This window comes from Citrobacter europaeus (assembly GCA_020099315.1).
GTDB lineage: Bacteria > Pseudomonadota > Gammaproteobacteria > Enterobacterales > Enterobacteriaceae > Citrobacter > Citrobacter europaeus.
The window spans coordinates 1177811-1195855 of the sequence record CP083650.1 but is presented as its reverse complement, the minus strand read 5'-3'; the positions used below and the strand labels follow the sequence as shown (position 1 = coordinate 1195855).

The following is an 18045-nucleotide window of genomic DNA, read 5'->3' as shown; positions in this document are numbered from 1 at the left end:
TCTCAACGCACGCTAACCGTTTTGGCCGGAGTCACAGCGCCATAATCATTGACCGTCTGGAACGTGACGTTGCCCTGAACGCCCGTTGGTAGTTGGATCTGCGCATCGCTTTTCGGCGCAACCATCACGTTATCGACCTTTGTTTTCCCCACATTGAGATTGACCAATGTGACGTAATACGCTGACGGATTATTGATTTTCAGGTGGTTACCGGAACGGGAAAACGTCAGCATCCCAGGCGCATCTTCTGGGATTTGCGGCAAATTATTCGGACGGACGAAAAGTTTGATACGTGACAGAATCGCCAGTTGCAGAACGTTTTTGCCCTCAAGGCTGTTTTTATTGACTGACGGAATGGCTTTCACATTCATCCAGAACAGAGACTCACGATCTTTGGGCAGCGGTTCGCCGGCATAGATGATACGCAGCGTATTTTCGCTTTTGGGCTCGCTGACAAACAGTGGAGGCGTAACCACAAATGATTTTTCTTTAACGCCTGCGCTATTCTCAATCCAGGAATTTACCAGGTAACGCTCTTTGGTATCGCTATTGCTGATAGACAGGGATGTTTGTTTGGCATCAGCCGGATAAATAACGCGAGTGGCGCCTAATGCAATACCGCCGGCAGCCTGAACACTGGCAGCAGAAAATAAGGCCAGTAAAAGGATAAAACCTGATTTCAGATAATTAGACATAGCTACAAATACCTTTGATGCGATTATCGTTGGGAAATAAATCAGGGATAAACCAACGTAAACCACACGTCTGAACGAAGCATTCCCGGCGTTATATTTTCCGAGACAGCCCGATAACGAGCAGTGAAATGAAACGTCATCTCTTGCGTTATAATCGGCGCATAATGAAGCGGCAGCGCATTTGGAATAATTTGCCGTTGGCGCTCGTCAAATAATGCCAGACCGATCCCCGAAGCCGCAGAAGCATCGCCGCTGGCAAGGAAAACCTGCGGATCTTCCGCTGGCGTCACGCCCGCAAACGCAATCCCAACATGGTCGTAGACATCAGAACTGCACGAGGTTAAACGCAGTGAAAACGGTACGCTGGTAGAGGCAAAGCTTCCCGTCCCGGAGAAAGCATTAGTGCGATACTGCCCCATTTGCACCCGCATATTCTGACTGTCAGTGGCGACCGTACAGGCCCCGTTGACCAGTTGCCCGCGTAGGTGGACGCGGCCACTTTCCAGTATTACCGTATGTGCAAACACGGGCATTACGCACAGCATTCCCGCCAGCGCCACGCCTTTCCCTATCATCTGCCGCATCCTTCATCATCCCCGGATATTGCCTCATCCAATGAGGCGTACTGCATCCTTGCGCAAATCAAAACGGCTTATTCGTACTTCATGATGAACGTCGCGTCAGCATTTGCCTGACCCGGCGTTGCGCTTGCAGCAGTGGCTTTATAACGCGCAGAGAAACGCAGGGTGTTGGTCCCTTCAACCAGCGCCTGAGCGGTAGAGAAGGTGGCTCCATCCGGCTTCAGCGCGGTGGACGTATTGTCCAGAATTTCAATCCCGACGCCGCTGGCAGTAGTACCGTTGTCTGCAGAAGTGACGGCCAGCAGGTTGTTATTGGTAATATCAGACTGACCAGAGAAAGCAACGGCTGCGGTTGCGGCAACTTTCGGGTCACAGTCGTTCAGGACGATAGAGAACGGAATTTGTGCCGTCGTATCACCCACTGCGGCAAAACTTGCAGTACGATACTGGCCTAAGGTGACAACCTGATCGGATGACTGAGTACTGACTGCACAGGCTGCATTGACCAGTTCACCTTCAAAATGCACAGTTCCGCCGCTAACGCTTACCGGATCGGCCGCAACCGCCGCACCTGCGACTAACATCAGGCTGGCAATAACAGAAGAGGTCATTAATTTACGTTTCATGGATTTCCCTTGAATTACACACATCCGGCTCCGGCGTCCTGCGGGATCCGTTTGACTCATTATCGACATTAAATGTCAGGCTAATTATCTCTGCATCCTGTAAAGATATATCTCGCAAGAGAATTAGCTAACCGTTTACCCCAACTCTCCTGAGTATTTGATTCACTAATTTATCTTCGCGAATATGACTATTCGTCACAGCGATAAATTAAACATTTCAATTAATGAAAAATACCTGCAATTCCTTTTAATGGCCCTGGCTAATTCTTAATAGGCCCCAGGAAAAATCTGGGTGAAAATGAGGTAAAATCACCCAAAATTAAGCGTAACAGACTGGTTTGCGACATATTACCCATGAAAAGACCAGGGTGATGAATTGTTTCATTCACGTTAACTTTAATTAGCATGCTCATTAATTACCCGTAAGGCTTTAGCCTCTGACCTGACCCCTTTCGCCGACAGTAACGCCTCCTATCGCACGTAAAAACGCAAACGAAAACTGACAGCACGTCCCGCTTCTGACAAAATAGCGGCATCCCCTTCGGTTTAACGTAACAGACGGAATCCTCTCTCTGATGGCAGCAAAGATTATTGACGGTAAAACGATTGCGCAGCAGGTGCGCTCTGAGGTTGCTCAAAAAGTTCAGGCGCGTTTAGCGGCTGGATTACGCGCCCCAGGCCTGGCTGTTGTGCTGGTAGGTAGCAACCCGGCTTCGCAGATTTATGTTGCGAGTAAACGCAAAGCCTGTGACGAGGTGGGGTTTGTCTCCCGCTCCTATGACCTGCCTGAAACCACCAGCGAAGCGGAGCTTCTTGAGCTGATCGATACGCTCAATGCAGATACCACCATCGACGGTATCCTGGTACAGCTGCCGTTACCTGCGGGTATCGACAACGTTAAAGTGCTGGAGCGTATTGCGCCGGATAAAGACGTTGACGGTTTCCACCCGTATAACGTCGGTCGCCTGTGCCAGCGTGCGCCACGCCTACGTCCGTGTACCCCACGCGGCATTGTAACCCTGCTTGAACGTTACAACATCGACACCTACGGTCTGAATGCGGTCGTCATTGGCGCGTCGAATATTGTTGGTCGCCCGATGAGCATGGAGCTGCTGCTGGCAGGCTGCACCACCACCGTCACCCACCGGTTCACCAAAGATCTGCGCCGCCATGTTGAACATGCTGACCTGCTGATTGTTGCCGTCGGCAAACCTGGCTTTATACCCGGCGAGTGGATCAAAGAAGGTGCGATTGTGATTGATGTCGGCATCAACCGTCTGGAGAATGGTAAAGTTGTTGGCGATGTGGTCTTTGAAGATGCTGCCGCACGCGCGTCATATATCACGCCGGTACCCGGCGGCGTAGGCCCAATGACGGTCGCCACACTTATCGAAAACACGCTGCAGGCGTGTGTTGAATATCATGATGTAAAGGACGTTTAAAATGGCCACATTTTCACTGGGTAAACACCCACACGTTGAACTCTGCGATTTGCTGAAGCTGGAAGGCTGGAGCGAAAGCGGTGCTCAGGCAAAAATTGCTATTGGCGAAGGGTTAGTGAAGGTCGATGGCGCTGTTGAAACGCGTAAACGCTGCAAAATCGTTGCCGGTCAGACCGTCAGCTTTGAAGGCCACAGCATTAACGTCGTAGCGTGATCCCGGTGCCGGATAAGGTCATTTCTTGTCCGGCCACCTCCCCTCTCTTTTTCAGATAATGACTTCACCGCCGCTTCACAGTGAACTGTTAGCATGTTGTTTTTCCACATGAAGCGATCATCATGCCAACTATCGTCACGCACGCAGCCGTTCCGCTCTGTTTAGGGTTAGGTCTCGGACTTAAAGTCATCCCCCCGCGATTACTGTTTACAGGCGTCATTCTGGCTATGCTGCCGGACGCCGACGTACTGTCTTTTAAACTTGGCGTCGCCTACGGCAACGTGTTTGGTCACCGTGGTTTTACCCACTCCCTGCTGTTTGCTTTTGTCGTGCCGCTGCTTTGCGTAGTGATTGGCCGACGATGGTTTAAGGCGGGATTGATTCGCTGCTGGCTATTCCTGACGGTATCACTGCTGTCGCACAGTCTGTTGGATTCGGTCACCACCGGCGGCAAAGGCGTTGGCTGGCTGTGGCCGTGGTCGGATGAACGCTTCTTCGCGCCGTGGCAGGTGATTAAAGTCGCCCCGTTCGCGCTATCACGCTACGCGACCCCTTACGGGCACCAGGTGATTATTTCGGAATTATTATGGGTGTGGCTACCGGGAGTGATGATGATGGGTGTGCTGTGGTGGTATAGACGTCATTAATAGTGCCTGATGGCGCTAAGCTTATCAGGCCTACCGATCATTACATCGTAGGCCGGATAAGGCGTTAGACGCCATCCGGCAATAGAGAGTTACTTACGACGCCAGGTGGTGCCCTGCGGGCCGTCTTCCAGCACGATGCCCATCTCGTTGAGACGGTCACGCGCGGCGTCGGCTGCCGCCCAGTCTTTCGCCTTACGGGCGTCCAGACGCTGTTGGATTAACGCTTCAATTTCAGCAACTTCACCGTCATCCGCCTGCGCACCGCTTTGCAGGAACGCTTCTGGATCCTGTTCCAGTAGTCCCAGCACGCTGGAAAGCTTACGCAGATGCGCAGCCATGCCGTTCGCCGCCGCCATATCTTCACCCTTCAGACGGTTAACCTCACGCGCCATATCAAACAGCACTGAGTAGGCTTCCGGCGTATTGAAGTCATCGTCCATCGCTTCAATAAAGCGCGCCTCAAAGGCTTCGCCACCAGCAGGAGCAACGGATTTGTCGGTGCCGCGCAGCGCGGTATACAGACGCTCCAGCGCAGAACGCGCCTGCTTCAGGTTCTCTTCGCTGTAGTTTAACTGGCTACGGTAATGACCCGACATCAGGAAGTAGCGGATGGTTTCGGCGTCGTAGTACTTAAGTACGTCGCGCACGGTAAAGAAGTTGCCCAGCGATTTGGACATTTTCTCGCGGTCAACCATTACCATCCCGGAGTGCATCCAGTAATTGACGTATTCACCGTCATGCGCGCAGGTGGACTGAGCGATTTCGTTTTCATGGTGCGGGAACATCAGGTCTGAACCGCCGCCATGAATATCGAAATGGTTGCCCAGCTGTTTGCAGTTCATTGCCGAACACTCAATGTGCCAACCCGGACGGCCTGCGCCCCACGGAGACGGCCAGCTCGGCTCGCCTTCTTTGGACATTTTCCACAGCACGAAGTCCATAGGGTTGTGCTTCACATCAACCACGTCAACGCGCGCCCCCGCCTGCAACTGTTCCAGATCCTGACGTGATAGTTGACCGTAATTCGGGTCAGTCGGCACGTCGAACATCACGTCGCCGTTATCAGCCACGTAAGCGTGACCTTTGGCAATCAGCTGTTCAGTGATTTCAATAATCTCAGCGATATGGTGTGTAGCGCGCGGCTCCAGGTCCGGGCGCAGAATATTCAGCGCGTCGAAATCGCTATGCATTTCCGCGATCATTCTGTCGACTAACGCCACAAAGCTTTCGCCGTTTTCATTCGCGCGTTTGATGATTTTGTCATCAATATCGGTAATGTTGCGCACATACTTCAGCTTATAGCCGAGGAAGCGCAGATAGCGCGCGACGACGTCGAAAGAAACAAAGGTACGTCCGTGACCAATATGACAGAGATCGTAAACGGTAATACCACACACGTACATGCCGACTTCCCCGGCATGAATAGGTTTGAATTCCTCTTTTTGGCGCGTCAGTGTATTAAAGATTTTTAACATCGAAGATTCCGTGTAGACGTGTGTGGATAGTAAAGTCTGTATAATACCCATAATTTAGACCGGAAGCAGCACACTTTGCGAGGTGATCGCAGCTTGCGGTTATGCTATAACACACCCCTAACTCTGACCCTTGACGGGGTCGAAGCACCAATCTATCGGAACAGGATGCAAAAATGGTTACTTTCCACACTAATCACGGCGATATCGTAATCAAAACGTTTGATGATAAAGCGCCTGAAACAGTTAAAAACTTCCTGGACTACTGCCGCGAAGGTTTTTACAACAACACCATTTTCCACCGTGTTATTAACGGTTTCATGATCCAGGGCGGTGGTTTCGAGCCAGGCATGAAGCAAAAAGCCACGAAAGAAGCGATCAAAAACGAAGCGAACAACGGTTTGAAAAACACCCGTGGTACGCTGGCGATGGCGCGTACTCAGGCTCCGCACTCCGCAACCGCACAGTTCTTCATCAACGTTGCAGACAACGACTTCCTGAACTTCTCCGGCGAAAGCATGCAGGGTTGGGGTTACTGCGTGTTCGCTGAAGTTGTTGAAGGCATGGACGTGGTTGATAAAATCAAAGGCGTTTCCACCGGTCGCAGCGGTATGCACCAGGATGTGCCTAAAGAAGACGTCATCATCGAAAACGTGACCGTCAGCGAGTAATCGTGACGACACTGTTTATTGCAGATCTTCACCTCTGCACAGAAGAACCGGCGATCACCGCCGGTTTTCTGCGTTTTTTAGCCGGCGATGCGCGAAAGGCCGATGCGCTGTACATTCTCGGTGACCTGTTTGAAGCCTGGATTGGCGACGACGATCCTAATCCGCTGCATCATGAAATGGCCGCGGCGATAAAATCGCTGGCGGATTCCGGCGTTCCCTGCTTTTTTATTCACGGCAACCGTGATTTTCTGCTCGGCAAACGTTTTGCCCGTGAGAGCGGCATGACCTTGCTTCCCGAAGAAAAAGTGCTCGACCTGTATGGCCGCAGGGTGCTGATCATGCATGGCGACACCTTATGCACCGACGACGCGGGCTATCAGGCATTTCGCGCCAAAGTGCATCAACCCTGGTTACAGAAACTGTTCCTCGCCCTGCCGCTGTTCGTTCGCCAGCGAATCGCTGCGAGAATGCGCGCCAACAGCAAAGCGGCCAACAGCAGCAAGTCGCTGGAGATCATGGATGTGAATCAGCAGGCCGTTATCGCTGAGATGGAAAAACATCAGGTTCAGTGGTTAATTCACGGCCATACCCACCGCCCGGCGGTCCACGAACTTTCTGCCAATGAGCAACCTGCTTTCCGCGTGGTATTAGGCGCATGGCACAGCGAAGGTTCGATGATCAAAGTCACACCAGACGACGTTGAACTGATCGTATTTCCGTTTTAATTCTGCAGATATGCAGTTCCTCTTTACACAAAACTATTCGAGTTGCATCGAGGCGGCAAATCTGTGAATCCCCTGGAGCTTACAAAAGTAAGTGACTGGGGTGAGCAGATGCAGCCAACAAAGAGGCAGCTTGAAGAGTGAAGTGTAAAGCGCGCAATCGTTTTCCTTGACGATGAATTATGCTATTCTCTGTGCCCTCAAAAGTCGAGTGTAGTGCACCACAGGAGTTTTCAGACGCATGTCTTCCCGCAATAATCCGGCGCGTGTCGCCATCGTGATGGGGTCCAAAAGCGACTGGGCTACCATGCAGTTCGCCGCCGAAATCTTCGAAATGTTGGACGTTCCACACCATGTTGAGGTCGTCTCTGCCCACCGTACCCCAGACAAACTGTTCAGTTTCGCTGAAGGCGCTGAAGAGAACGGCTATCAGGTGATTATTGCCGGTGCCGGTGGTGCTGCACATTTGCCAGGCATGATTGCGGCGAAAACGTTGGTGCCTGTTTTAGGCGTTCCGGTACAAAGCGCAGCATTGAGCGGCGTAGATAGCCTTTATTCCATCGTTCAAATGCCTCGCGGTATTCCGGTGGGCACGCTGGCGATCGGCAAAGCGGGCGCGGCCAATGCGGCCCTGCTGGCCGCGCAAATTCTGGCAACACACGACAAAGCCTTACACCAGCGTCTGAACGACTGGCGCAAAGCGCAAACCGATGAGGTGCTGGAGAACCCGGACCCGCGAGGTGTCGCATGAAGCAGGTCTGCGTACTCGGTAACGGTCAGCTAGGACGCATGCTGCGCCAGGCCGGCGAGCCGCTGGGCATTGCGGTCTGGCCCGTCGGGCTGGACGCTGAACCGGCTGCCGTTCCTTTTCAACAAAGCGTGATCACCGCTGAGATTGAGCGCTGGCCGGAAACGGCGCTAACCCGCGAACTGGCGCGTCATCCGGCGTTTGTTAACCGCGACGTCTTCCCGATTATTGCTGACCGTCTGACGCAAAAACAGCTTTTTGACAAACTCAACCTGGCGACCGCGCCATGGCAGCTGCTGGCGGATCAAAGCGAATGGTCTGCGGTGTTTGACAAACTCGGCGAGTTGGCGATTGTGAAGCGTCGCGTCGGCGGCTACGACGGTCGTGGGCAGTGGCGTTTGCGCGCAAATGAAATCGAACAACTGCCGGACGATTGCTACGGCGAATGCATCGTTGAGCGGGGAATCAACTTCTCCGGTGAAGTCTCCCTGGTTGGCGCTCGTGCGCACGACGGCAGCACCGTCTTCTATCCGCTGACCCATAACCTGCACCAGGACGGCATTCTGCGCACCAGCGTAGTCTTCCCGCAGGCTAACGCCAGACAGCAGGAACAGGCCGAAGCGATGCTCTCTGCCATCATGCAGGAGCTGGGCTATGTCGGCGTGATGGCAATGGAGTGTTTCATCACCCCAGAGGGTCTGCTGATTAACGAACTGGCTCCCCGCGTGCACAACAGCGGGCACTGGACGCAAAACGGCGCCAGCATCAGCCAGTTTGAACTGCATCTGCGCGCCATTACCGGCCTGCCGCTGCCGACGCCGGTGGTGAACAATCCTTCGGTGATGGTAAACCTAATCGGCAGCGACCTGAACTACGACTGGCTGAAGCTACCGCTGGTGCACCTGCATTGGTATGACAAAGAAGTGCGTGAAGGGCGTAAGGTGGGTCACCTGAACCTGAGCGACAGCGATACCGCGCGCCTTAGCGCCACGCTGGAAGCGCTTATTCCCCTGCTGCCGCCGGAATATGCCAGCGGTATCATCTGGGCGCAGTCAAAGCTGAAATAAACCATTAATGCCGGGGAGTTGATTTTATCCTTCCCCGGCCCCTCCTCTGGCGCGTAAAATCCCCTCCATTGCTGTTTTGTATTTTCAGGATCAAACATGAACGATGGAACGGACTATCGCGCAATTCTGCTCGCCGGTACGCCTATAATCGATGTACGCGCCCCCGTCGAATTTCAACAAGGCGCGATGCCGGGGGCAGTCAATCTCCCCTTAATGAACGATGACGAACGTGCCGCCGTGGGTACCTGTTATAAACGTCAGGGGCCTGAGGCTGCGCTCGAATTGGGCCATCAACTGGTCTCGGGTGAAACCCGCCAGCAGAGAATACGTGCCTGGCAGGATGCCTGTCGTCAAAATCCTGCGGGCTACCTATGCTGCGCACGCGGCGGTCAGCGTTCGCATATTGTGCAGCAGTGGCTGCACGAGTCCGGCATTGACTACCCGCTGATACAAGGTGGTTATAAAGCATTGCGTCAGGCAGCGATTCAACTGACTGAAGAACTGGTGCAAAAACCGATCGTCTTAATCGGCGGCTGTACCGGGAACGGCAAAACGCAGTTGGTACAACAGCAGCCGAACGGTGTGGATCTCGAAGGACTGGCTCACCATCGCGGCTCCTCGTTTGGACGTACCGTGGAACCGCAGCTAAGCCAGGCGAGTTTTGAAAACCTGCTGGCGGTCGAAATGCTCAAAACCGACAGCCGTCAGGCTCTACGCCTGTGGGTACTGGAAGATGAAGGCCGCATGATCGGGGCTAATCATCTGCCCGAATGCCTGCGAGAGCGTATGACCCAGGCATCTATAGCGGTGGTTGACGATCCTTTTGAGCGTCGTCTGGAGCGACTGCGCGAAGAGTATTTCGTGCGAATGCACCACGATTTTACCCATGCTTATGGCGAGAGCCAGGGCTGGCAGGAGTACAGTGACTATCTGCACCACGGCCTGTTTGCTATCCGCCGTCGCCTGGGTTTACAACGTTTTGCCGAGTTGACCGCCCTGCTCGACGTGGCTCTGCGCGAACAGCAGGCGACGGGCAGCACCGACGCCCATATGGGCTGGCTGGTGCCGTTGCTCAACGAGTATTACGACCCGATGTATCGCTATCAACTGGAAAAGAAAGCCGCGAAAATCGTCTTTCGCGGCACCTGGCAGGACGTTGCCGACTGGCTTAACGCACAGTGATCAGTGTCTGTCGCGCTTATCTGCGCGTTTTGCCAGCCAGTCGCCCAGCACCTGAACGACCTGCACCAGAATAATCAGCGCCACCACGGTAACGACCATGACCTGGGTTTCGTAGCGGTAATAACCAAAGCGAATCGCCAGGTCGCCGACTCCACCGCCGCCAACGATACCGGCCATCGCGGAGTAACCGATCAGACTCACCAGCGTTATCGTCAACCCACGCAGCAGACCCGCGCTCGCCTCCGGTAACAGAACAGTGCAGATGATGCGCATCGGGCTGGCACCAAACGCTTCCGCCGCCTCGATAATGCCTTTATCGACTTCACGTAGCGCACTGTCGACCAGACGGGCATAGAAGGCGATTGCCGCCACAGAGAGTGGGACCGACGCCGCAATCGGGCCAATGGTATTCCCAAGTAAAAACTGGGTTAGCGGCAACAGCAGCACCAGCAGGATCACAAACGGCACCGAACGAATGATATTCACCAGCACGGAACTGAGCAGATACACAAAACGGTTTTGCCAGAATAAATGCCGGTCGGTGACAAAAATAAGGAAACCGAGCGGCAGACCGCCAATAATTGCCAGCACCGTAGAGATGCTCAGCATCTGGAAGGTTTCATTAAACGCCAGCGTCAAATCAGGCAATAAATCATCCACGAATCACCTCCACCTGTGCAGTACGTTGACGAATATGTTCCACGGCGACTTCCACCGCTGAAGGGTTATGCGGCGCGGTCAGTTGCACCACCAAAATCCCCAGCGCGCGTTCGCCAATATATTCAATTTTGCCGTGCAGAATGTTCACCGCCACGCCAAATTTAACCGCGACTTCTGACAACACCGGCTGTTCCGCCGAATCGCCAATGAACAGAATTTTTAGCAGTTGACCGGGCAGATGCTGGCGCAGACGCTCGGGCAGCGTCAAATTGAGGGTATGCGACACCAGTTGCTGCGTGAAAGCGTGCTGTGGGTGAGCAAAAACGTCAAACACCTCACCGGACTCAACCACCTTGCCGCCGGACATCACCGCCACGCGATCGCAAATCGATTTGATCACGTTCATCTCGTGAGTGATCAGTACGATCGTGATCCCCAACTGTTGATTGATCTGCTTAAGCAACGCCAGAATCGTGGCCGAGGTTTCCAGATCCAGCGCGGAGGTAGGTTCATCACATAGCAGTACATCCGGGTGATTGGCAATCGCGCGGGCAATACCCACACGCTGCTTTTGCCCGCCGCTGAGCTGAACCGGAAAGCGGTTTGCCTTGTCAGACAGCCCCACCAGCGCCAGGATTTCGCTAACGCGCGGGCCAATTTTACTGCGCTCCCATCCGGCAGCCTTCAGGCTAAAGGCGACGTTTTGCGCCACGGTACGGGTATGCATCAGATTAAAATGTTGAAAAATCATCCCGATACGTTGACGAGCTTTACGTAGATGCGCGCCTTCCAGCGCGGAAATTTCTACGCCGTTCACCTTCACGCTTCCCTGACTCGGTCGCGTTAAGGCGTTCAGGGTGCGCAGCAGCGTACTTTTCCCCGCGCCGCTGGTCCCGACAATGCCAAATATCTCACCTGCGCCGATGCGCAAGCTGACGTCATCAACCGCCCGGGTTGACGGTCCACGGCCTGCGCTAAAATCCACGCATACCTTTTCTATTTCAATCATAGCCACCTCAGAAATGCGAAAAGGGCAGTCGCCGCTGCCCCTGTTAACCCTTGTGCGCAGCAATTATTGGGCTGCCGACATCCATTCCGGTTTCTGGAAGGCGCTGTAGATGTTTTGCGGATCATCAATCACCGCGCGATACGCCGGAGATTTCACCGCTTCAACAATATCTTTCGCGAACGGTTTATCCGCATCTTCACTGCGTACCGCAATGATATTTTTCAGATTTTCGTCCAGATGCTCTTGCTTGATGGCGCTGGAAAGATCCAGTTTTGCCGCCACGGCAAAGTTACCGTTGACCAACGCGCCGGTCACACCGTCCAAAGTGCGCGGCAGCTGCGCGGCTTCCAGCGGTTTAAACACCAGTCCTTTCGGGTTGCTGGCGATATCGCGCTCGGAGGCTTTCGTAGGATCGATATTGTCTTTGATGGTGATAAGGCCAATGGATTGCAGGAAACGCAGACCGCGGGCCAGGTTGGTCGGATCGTTGGACAGCGTGATCACATCCCCTTTTTTCAACTCATCCAGGCTTTTGATTTTATGTGAGTAAAAACCCATCCCGGCCGTCGGGACCACAATCAGCTTGCTCAGCTTAAGTCCTTTATCGGCGGTGAATTTGTCAAAGTAGAGTGAATGCTGGAACAGGTTGGCATCGATGCTGCCGTTGGATAGCGCCATGTTCGGTTGCACGTAGTCACTGAATTCGCGCACCACGACCTTATAGCCTTTCTCTTTCAGCGTAGGGGCAATGGCCTGTTTCACCATATCACCGTACGGCCCAGGCGCGACGCCAAACACGATGGTATGCGGATCGCTGTTCGCATGAGCAAATTGTAATCCGCAGGCCAGCAATAGCGCTCCGGTCGCGACGCGTAAACTCTGACGCAATCCCATAATCTCTCCATTTTAACGTTGTGGTGTCATGTCTCACGCCGTTCTTGCGGCGTTGTTCTTGTTGGCCCGTTAACAGGCTGATTGTTAACATGACACAGATCACAACCTGCTGTCCTTGAAATTATTTCATGATGTTGCGAAATGTGTTTTCAAATGAGAGAAGGCATGAAAAAGCCGGATGTCGGCACAAGTGCCTTATCCGGCCTACAAATAACGTGATCACCCTGCTCCCGTAGGCCCGATAAGCGCAAGCGCATCGGGCGTTCCGTTTGACAGGCGTTCGATTAGAAGTCGTAACGCAGACGAACCAGGTTCATATCACCCAGATTGTCGGTGCTGGAGGTGAATACGTGTTCGTAATCAACACGGAAACCGTAATCCAGCTGGAAGCTGATACCCACACCGTTGTCAGTACGCAGGTAGTTACGGCCATTCACATACTCAATACGGTCTCCCATAAAGTAGGGCTGAACAGATTTCAGCGCATACTGACCAACCGGGAAGGTGTAACCCGCGAAGTATTCCAGACCCCAGGCATCACCGGCAAAGTAGTCATTAACAGACACTTTTTTGGTGGTCATGAAGTTTTGATACCAACCGCCGCCCATCGAGAAGGTCCAGTTGTCCGGTTTCCAACTCAACGCGGTACCAACGATGTTTTGATCGTAGGTTTTGCTGGTGTCGCCACGCATTTCCGCACGGGTGTAGTTCCACGCCGTACCCCAGGTCAGGTCATCGGTGATGTGATAATCCACACCCAACGAGCCGCCGCCTTTACGTTTGTAGCGCAGACCGTTGTTCGGGTTGTAATCATCGCTGAACAGATAAGAGGCGTAGAGATCGACATCGCCAACCGTTTTCTTATACTTCAGTGATTTACGCGTACGATAGGAACCGTCATAGTCGCCATTGATACCGTTACCTGGCGCCTGACCGATCATGTCGTAGTCCCAGATATCCGTTTTCGCACCAACCACATCATAGTAAATGCTGTTCTGTTGACCGAAGGTCAGCGTACCCCAGGTCGCGCTCTTCAGACCGGTGTACAGCATACGACGCGTGGTATCGTTGGCGCCGTTAGCGTAGTGGTTGTCCCAGTTGAACATCGCCGGGAAGTTAACGCCCAGCTCGTAGTAGCTCACCCAACTGATGTCATCAAACAGATAGTAGTCAGCAGCGAAGCGGAAACGCGTCCCGCCGTCGAAGCCATTACGTTTGTAGCCATTCTTACCATCGTCACCGGCCATATTCTGGAACTGCGGACGAATACTCCCGCCGACGGTGAAGTTAAGACGGCTCAGCGGGTCGCCCGCCTGCGGATCTTGTTTCAGGACCGTGATTTCCGCCTGGGAGGCGAAGGTCGTTAATGCCACTGCTGCGCCGATCGATACCGCCAGCGCCGTTTTTTTTATAGTCATTATTTGTACCTTGATAGATAGCCTGCCAATTATTCAGCATACAAATATTAACGTTTATTAATACACTCGTGTTGTCGGGTTTTTATTGTTCTGTGCTGTTAAATATCAAGGAGTTGTCAATTTGTGCTACATAGATAAAAAAACGCACCGATTAAAAAAACCGGTGCGTAATCATCACGGATATGAATCAACTACTGAACTGACGGAACAGCGCTTTGCCTTTTAGCAGACGTGAACCGAGCCACCCGCCGCATAAAGAAAGCAGCAATGCCCCACAAAGTGGCAACACGACCCACAGTCGCCAGTCTGGCTCCCACGGGAAATCAAACACTTTGGTTTGCAGCACCGCCAATGCGGTTTCCGCACCGATGGCTGCCACCAATCCGGCTACCATCCCGAGCATGGCGAACTCGCACCACAGCGTGGTACGCAGCAATTTCTTGCCTGCTCCCAACGTGCGCCAGACCACCAGTTCCTGATGACGCTGGCGCATACCGACCTGGACCTGCGCTAATAGCAGCAACATGCCGCAGGCGGTAACCAGCACCACCATCACCTCCAGCGCTCTACTTACCTGCTCCAGCACCTGGCCCACCTGTTTGAGGATGGCGCCAATATCCAGCAGGCTGATGGTCGGAAATTCACGGTTAAGCTGCGTCAGCATGCCGTTGCCATTCTCCCAGCGAAAGCTGGTTAACCAGCTTTGCGGCTGAGCGTCCAGCGCGCCGGAGGGGAAGATAAAGAAGAAATTAGGTCGCAGGCTTTCCCAGTCTACTTTGCGCAGACTGCTGACTTTGGCGCTGAAATCCTGAGTATCGCCCATAAAGGTCACCCGATCGCCAAGCCTGACGTTCAGCCGTTTCGCCAGCCCCTCTTCCATCGACACTTCGCCTGCTTTTGGCGGCCAGCTTCCGGCGGTTATCGGGTTATGATCCGGTCGGGTATCCTGCCAGGTCAGGTTAAGCTCGCGGTTCAGCGCCTCATCCTGGTTGCCTTCGGTTGGCTTCTCATTGATCGCCGTCAGACGCGCCCGCACAATCGGATAGAACGATTCCGGGATCACCTGATGCTCAGACAGGAAAGCCTTCAGCGGAACCACCTGCTCGGTGGCAATATTGATCAGAAAATAGTTCGGGCTTTCCGGCGGCATTTGCTGCTGCCAGCGGTCGAGCAGATCGCCGCGCAGCACCAGCAGCAGCGCAAGCAGCATAAAGGAAAGTGAAAAGGCCGACAGCTGACTGAGCGTTGACCACGGCTGGCGCAACAGTCGACTGACCGCCAAACGCAGCGGCAGCGAGGTGAGCGTCAGACCGCGCAGCACGTTGAGCAGCATCCAGCCGAGTACCCCGCACAACAACGCCAGCACTACCGCGCCAGCCAGCACCGCCCACAGCAGCGGGCTTCCGCCCATCAGTCCGGCCAGCAGTGCAATCACAACTAACAATACCACCGGCAAATAAAACTTCAGCGGCCATACGTTTGCTACCACGTCACGGCGCAGCACCCGCAGCGGCTGCGTCTCCAGCAGCAAACGGTAAGGGCGTAACCCCACCAGCAGCGAAATAACCGTCATGGTACCTAATGCCCATAGCCACGGCCAGGGGCTGGCAGGCGGTAGTTCGCCGGGCAGAACCGGTTTGAGCAGCACGACCAGCACGCGCTCAAATAACAGCCCGAACAACCCGCCGGTCACGCCAGACAGCACCAGCACCATCAGCCACTGACCAACAATCAGCCTGCGCAGTTGCGCTCTGCCCGCACCGAGGGTTTTCAGAATCGCCACCAGATCGTAACGGCTGCGGCAATAATGGCTCATCGCCACGGCAACCGCGGCCACCGCCAGCAGCAGCGTTAATAGCGCCGAGAGCAGCAGGAACTGTTGCGAACGCTCCAGTGATTTCCCCAGCGCGCCTTCATCCTGCTCCAGCCCGTACCAGCGCTGTTCCGGCTTTAACTGCGGCAGCAGCCATTTTTCATAGGCTTCCAGTTGGGACGGCGTCCCGCCAAATTTATAGCGCCAGGTCACGCGGCTTCCCGGCTGGACTGCCGCCGTTTTTTCGACATCCGCAATGTTCATCATCAGGCGCGGCGCTATCTGGAACGGATTAAAACCTGAGTCCGGCTCCTGTACCACTTCCCCGGCGATGCGCAGCGTGGCATCGCCAACGTCGATGGAATCACCGATTTTTAAGTTGAGCAGCGCCATCAGACGCGGGGCCAGCAGCACCGAGCCTGGCTGTGGTTTCAGCCCCGGCGGATTGGTCTGCAATGTGCCGTACATCGGATACACTTCATCCACCGCTTTGACGTTCGCCAGTTGCGGCGTATCCTGGGCAAAGGTCATGGTGGCAAAGGTCAGTTGTTCGCCCACCTTCAGGCCACGCTGTCGCGCCTCGTCAATCCACGCTTTCGGCACGGTGCGCGAACTTTGCAGCGACCGATCTCCCGCCATAAACTCACGACTTTGCTGGCTTAGCCCTTTTTCCATACGATCGCTGATATTGCCCAGCGCCAGCACGCAGGCTACCGCCAGGCTCAGCGCCAGCCAGACAATCAGTAATGAAGGCGAGCGCCATTCGCGCCAAAACCAGCGTGCAATCATGCCTCCTCCTGCAACTGTCCGTTCACCAGGCGTAAACGCCGATCGCAACGCGCCGCCAGTTGCGGGTCATGGGTCACCAGTATCAGGGTGGTGCCGTGTTCCCGGTTCAGAGAAAACAGCAGGTCGGCGATTTTCTCTCCGGTCTGGCGGTCCAGATTGCCCGTTGGTTCATCGGCGAACAGCACGTCAGGGCGACCGTTAAAGGCCCGCGCCAGCGCCACACGCTGCTGCTCCCCTCCGGAAAGTTGAGCTGGAAGATGATCAAGACGTTTTCCCAGTCCCAATTGCTCCAGCAGTGTTTTTGCCCCATCGCGACTTTTTCCGCTGTTTTCGCCGCGCAACAGCGCAGGCAATTCGACGTTTTCCAGCGCGTTGAGGGTCGGAATTAACATGAACGACTGGAAGACAAAGCCCACGTGTCGGGCTCTCAGTTGCGCCCGGGCTTCTTCGTCCATGGCGTGCAGCGCCTGCCCCACGAGGCTGACTTCACCGCTGGTGCCATCGTCCAGCCCGGCGAGGATCGCCAGCAGCGTGGATTTCCCCGATCCCGACTCGCCAATCAGCGCAATGGTCTCGGCGCGTTTGACAACCAGTTCAACTCCGGTAAGGATGGATAGCTCATGATCACCCTGACCGACGGATTTCTTAAGATGATGAACTTCAACAATGTTTTCCGCTGGCATTGGCCTTTCCTGTTCCTGGTCCTGTTAACTTTCCGCGCCGCCGCTGCGGACACGTTATTAATTCTGGGTGACAGCCTGAGCGCCGGATACCGTATGTCCGCCAGCGCCGCGTGGCCTGCGCTACTTAATGATAAATGGCAAACCAAAACGCCAGTGGTGAATGCCAGCATCAGCGGCGACACCTCGCAGCAGGGCCTGGCCCGTCTGCCTGCATTACTCAAGCAGCACCAGCCGCGTTGGGTACTGGTCGAACTTGGCGGCAACGATGGCCTGCGCGGCTTTGCGCCTGCGCAAACCGAACAAACTCTGCGCACGATTTTGCAGGACGTGAAAGCGGCAAATGCCGAACCGCTATTAATGCAAATTCGTCTGCCGGCAAACTACGGTCGCCGTTATAATGAAACCTTTAGCGCGATTTATCCAAAGCTCGCCAAAGAGTTTGATATCCCTCTGCTGCCCTTTTTCATGGAAGAGGTTTATCTGAAACCCCAGTGGATGCAGGATGATGGTATTCATCCTAACCGTGACGCCCAGCCGTTTATTGCCGACTGGATGGCGCAACATCTCACCCCTTTTCTATCCTAAATAATTCGAGTTGTATGAAGGCGGCAAGTGAGAGAGTTCCCAGGAGCATAGATAACTATGTGACTGGGGTGAGCGAGCGTAGCCAACGCACAGACAACTTGAAGTATGACGGATATAGTAAATCACG

The 18045-nt window shown here is 54.2% G+C and carries 19 protein-coding genes; 9 read left to right on the top strand and 10 right to left on the bottom strand.

All coding sequences use genetic code 11. From position 1 onward, the window contains the following. Positions 1-2: 2 nt before the first annotated feature. From fimC to fimA, 3 genes are all read right to left on the bottom strand, one after another. A complete protein-coding gene (gene fimC / locus LA337_05580; GenBank protein UBI17171.1) occupies positions 3-695 on the bottom strand; it encodes a type 1 fimbria chaperone FimC in 693 nt (230 codons plus the stop codon). 41 nt (positions 696-736) lie between these two features. After that, on the bottom strand, positions 737-1270 hold the full coding sequence (gene fimI, locus LA337_05575; protein ID UBI17170.1) for a type 1 fimbrial protein subunit FimI: 534 nt from the start codon (positions 1268-1270) through the stop codon (positions 737-739). Positions 1271-1347: 77 nt separating this feature from the next. Further along, a complete protein-coding gene (fimA, locus tag LA337_05570; GenBank protein ID UBI17169.1) occupies positions 1348-1902 on the bottom strand; it encodes a type 1 fimbrial major subunit FimA in 555 nt (184 codons plus the stop codon). Between the two features lie 575 nt (positions 1903-2477). Here fimA and folD point away from each other — a divergent pair. The 3 genes from folD (at position 2478) to LA337_05555 (ending at position 4205) form a co-directional block, all read left to right on the top strand. Beyond that, a complete protein-coding gene (folD, locus tag LA337_05565) occupies positions 2478-3344 on the top strand; it encodes a bifunctional methylenetetrahydrofolate dehydrogenase/methenyltetrahydrofolate cyclohydrolase FolD (GenBank protein ID UBI17168.1) in 867 nt (288 codons plus the stop codon). A 1-nt stretch (position 3345) separates the two neighbouring features. Continuing rightward, entirely contained in the window at positions 3346-3558 is a 213-nt protein-coding gene (ybcJ, locus tag LA337_05560) for a ribosome-associated protein YbcJ (protein ID UBI17167.1), read from the top strand. 122 nt (positions 3559-3680) lie between these two features. Further along, positions 3681-4205 (top strand): metal-dependent hydrolase, encoded by a 525-nt coding sequence (locus LA337_05555; protein ID UBI17166.1) that lies wholly within the window; start codon positions 3681-3683, stop codon positions 4203-4205. A gap of 89 nt (positions 4206-4294) precedes the next feature. Here the strand turns inward: LA337_05555 and cysS are convergent, their stop codons facing one another. After that, entirely contained in the window at positions 4295-5680 is a 1386-nt protein-coding gene (gene cysS / locus LA337_05550; protein UBI17165.1) for a cysteine--tRNA ligase, read from the bottom strand. A gap of 173 nt (positions 5681-5853) precedes the next feature. Here cysS and ppiB point away from each other — a divergent pair, with 173 nt between their 5' ends. From ppiB to mnmH, 5 genes are all read left to right on the top strand, one after another. Further along, positions 5854-6348, top strand: a complete 495-nt coding sequence (ppiB, locus tag LA337_05545; GenBank protein ID UBI17164.1) for a peptidylprolyl isomerase B — start codon at positions 5854-5856, stop codon at positions 6346-6348. Positions 6349-6350: 2 nt separating this feature from the next. Continuing rightward, on the top strand, positions 6351-7073 hold the full coding sequence (gene lpxH / locus LA337_05540) for a UDP-2,3-diacylglucosamine diphosphatase (protein UBI17163.1): 723 nt from the start codon (positions 6351-6353) through the stop codon (positions 7071-7073). A gap of 238 nt (positions 7074-7311) precedes the next feature. Continuing rightward, entirely contained in the window at positions 7312-7821 is a 510-nt protein-coding gene (gene purE / locus LA337_05535) for a 5-(carboxyamino)imidazole ribonucleotide mutase (protein ID UBI17162.1), read from the top strand. Continuing rightward, positions 7818-8885 carry a 5-(carboxyamino)imidazole ribonucleotide synthase gene (purK, locus tag LA337_05530; GenBank protein UBI17161.1) on the top strand — a complete coding sequence of 356 codons (1068 nt, stop codon included), beginning with the start codon at positions 7818-7820 and terminating at the stop codon, positions 8883-8885. Before purE ends, purK begins: the two co-directional genes overlap by 4 nt. Before the next feature lie 96 nt (positions 8886-8981). Beyond that, the gene (mnmH, locus tag LA337_05525) at positions 8982-10067 is read left to right on the top strand and encodes a tRNA 2-selenouridine(34) synthase MnmH (protein UBI17160.1); all 1086 of its coding nucleotides are present in this window, start codon (positions 8982-8984) and stop codon (positions 10065-10067) included. On the opposite strand, the gene LA337_05520 is transcribed toward mnmH, so the two are convergent. The 6 genes from LA337_05520 to LA337_05495 all read right to left on the bottom strand — a co-directional run bounded on the left by LA337_05520 (position 10068) and on the right by LA337_05495 (position 17333). Then, a complete protein-coding gene (locus LA337_05520) occupies positions 10068-10727 on the bottom strand; it encodes an ABC transporter permease (GenBank protein UBI17159.1) in 660 nt (219 codons plus the stop codon). Continuing rightward, positions 10720-11736, bottom strand: a complete 1017-nt coding sequence (gene sfbB, locus LA337_05515) for a virulence-associated ABC transporter ATP-binding protein SfbB (protein ID UBI17158.1) — start codon at positions 11734-11736, stop codon at positions 10720-10722. Before sfbB ends, LA337_05520 begins: the two co-directional genes overlap by 8 nt. A 63-nt stretch (positions 11737-11799) precedes the next feature. Beyond that, a complete protein-coding gene (locus tag LA337_05510) occupies positions 11800-12630 on the bottom strand; it encodes a metal ABC transporter substrate-binding protein (GenBank protein UBI17157.1) in 831 nt (276 codons plus the stop codon). A gap of 284 nt (positions 12631-12914) precedes the next feature. Continuing rightward, entirely contained in the window at positions 12915-14048 is a 1134-nt protein-coding gene (locus LA337_05505) for a porin (GenBank protein UBI17156.1), read from the bottom strand. Positions 14049-14235: 187 nt separating this feature from the next. Then, positions 14236-16650, bottom strand: a complete 2415-nt coding sequence (locus LA337_05500; protein UBI17155.1) for an ABC transporter permease — start codon at positions 16648-16650, stop codon at positions 14236-14238. Further along, on the bottom strand, positions 16647-17333 hold the full coding sequence (locus LA337_05495; protein ID UBI17154.1) for an ABC transporter ATP-binding protein: 687 nt from the start codon (positions 17331-17333) through the stop codon (positions 16647-16649). Before LA337_05495 ends, LA337_05500 begins: the two co-directional genes overlap by 4 nt. On the opposite strand from LA337_05495, the gene tesA reads away from it, so the two are divergent. Then, positions 17301-17918 (top strand): multifunctional acyl-CoA thioesterase I/protease I/lysophospholipase L1, encoded by a 618-nt coding sequence (gene tesA / locus LA337_05490; GenBank protein UBI17153.1) that lies wholly within the window; start codon positions 17301-17303, stop codon positions 17916-17918. The genes LA337_05495 and tesA overlap by 33 nt on opposite strands. Positions 17919-18045: the final 127 nt, after the last annotated feature.

Bases quoted from the DNA above. Each gene is read 5' to 3' on its own strand.
- fimC (UBI17171.1), bottom strand. From the start codon at position 695: ATGTCTAATTATCTGAAATCAGGTTTTATCCTTTTACTGGCCTTATTT.
- fimI (UBI17170.1), bottom strand. From the start codon at position 1,270: ATGATAGGGAAAGGCGTGGCGCTGGCGGGAATGCTGTGCGTAATGCCC.
- fimA (UBI17169.1), bottom strand. From the start codon at position 1,902: ATGAAACGTAAATTAATGACCTCTTCTGTTATTGCCAGCCTGATGTTA.
- folD (UBI17168.1), top strand. From the start codon at position 2,478: ATGGCAGCAAAGATTATTGACGGTAAAACGATTGCGCAGCAGGTGCGC.
- ybcJ (UBI17167.1), top strand. From the start codon at position 3,346: ATGGCCACATTTTCACTGGGTAAACACCCACACGTTGAACTCTGCGAT.
- LA337_05555 (UBI17166.1), top strand. From the start codon at position 3,681: ATGCCAACTATCGTCACGCACGCAGCCGTTCCGCTCTGTTTAGGGTTA.
- cysS (UBI17165.1), bottom strand. From the start codon at position 5,680: ATGTTAAAAATCTTTAATACACTGACGCGCCAAAAAGAGGAATTCAAA.
- ppiB (UBI17164.1), top strand. From the start codon at position 5,854: ATGGTTACTTTCCACACTAATCACGGCGATATCGTAATCAAAACGTTT.
- purE (UBI17162.1), top strand. From the start codon at position 7,312: ATGTCTTCCCGCAATAATCCGGCGCGTGTCGCCATCGTGATGGGGTCC.
- purK (UBI17161.1), top strand. From the start codon at position 7,818: ATGAAGCAGGTCTGCGTACTCGGTAACGGTCAGCTAGGACGCATGCTG.
- mnmH (UBI17160.1), top strand. From the start codon at position 8,982: ATGAACGATGGAACGGACTATCGCGCAATTCTGCTCGCCGGTACGCCT.
- sfbB (UBI17158.1), bottom strand. From the start codon at position 11,736: ATGATTGAAATAGAAAAGGTATGCGTGGATTTTAGCGCAGGCCGTGGA.
- LA337_05510 (UBI17157.1), bottom strand. From the start codon at position 12,630: ATGGGATTGCGTCAGAGTTTACGCGTCGCGACCGGAGCGCTATTGCTG.
- LA337_05505 (UBI17156.1), bottom strand. From the start codon at position 14,048: ATGACTATAAAAAAAACGGCGCTGGCGGTATCGATCGGCGCAGCAGTG.
- LA337_05500 (UBI17155.1), bottom strand. From the start codon at position 16,650: ATGATTGCACGCTGGTTTTGGCGCGAATGGCGCTCGCCTTCATTACTG.
- tesA (UBI17153.1), top strand. From the start codon at position 17,301: ATGATGAACTTCAACAATGTTTTCCGCTGGCATTGGCCTTTCCTGTTC.
- LA337_05495 (UBI17154.1), bottom strand. From the start codon at position 17,333: ATGCCAGCGGAAAACATTGTTGAAGTTCATCATCTTAAGAAATCCGTC.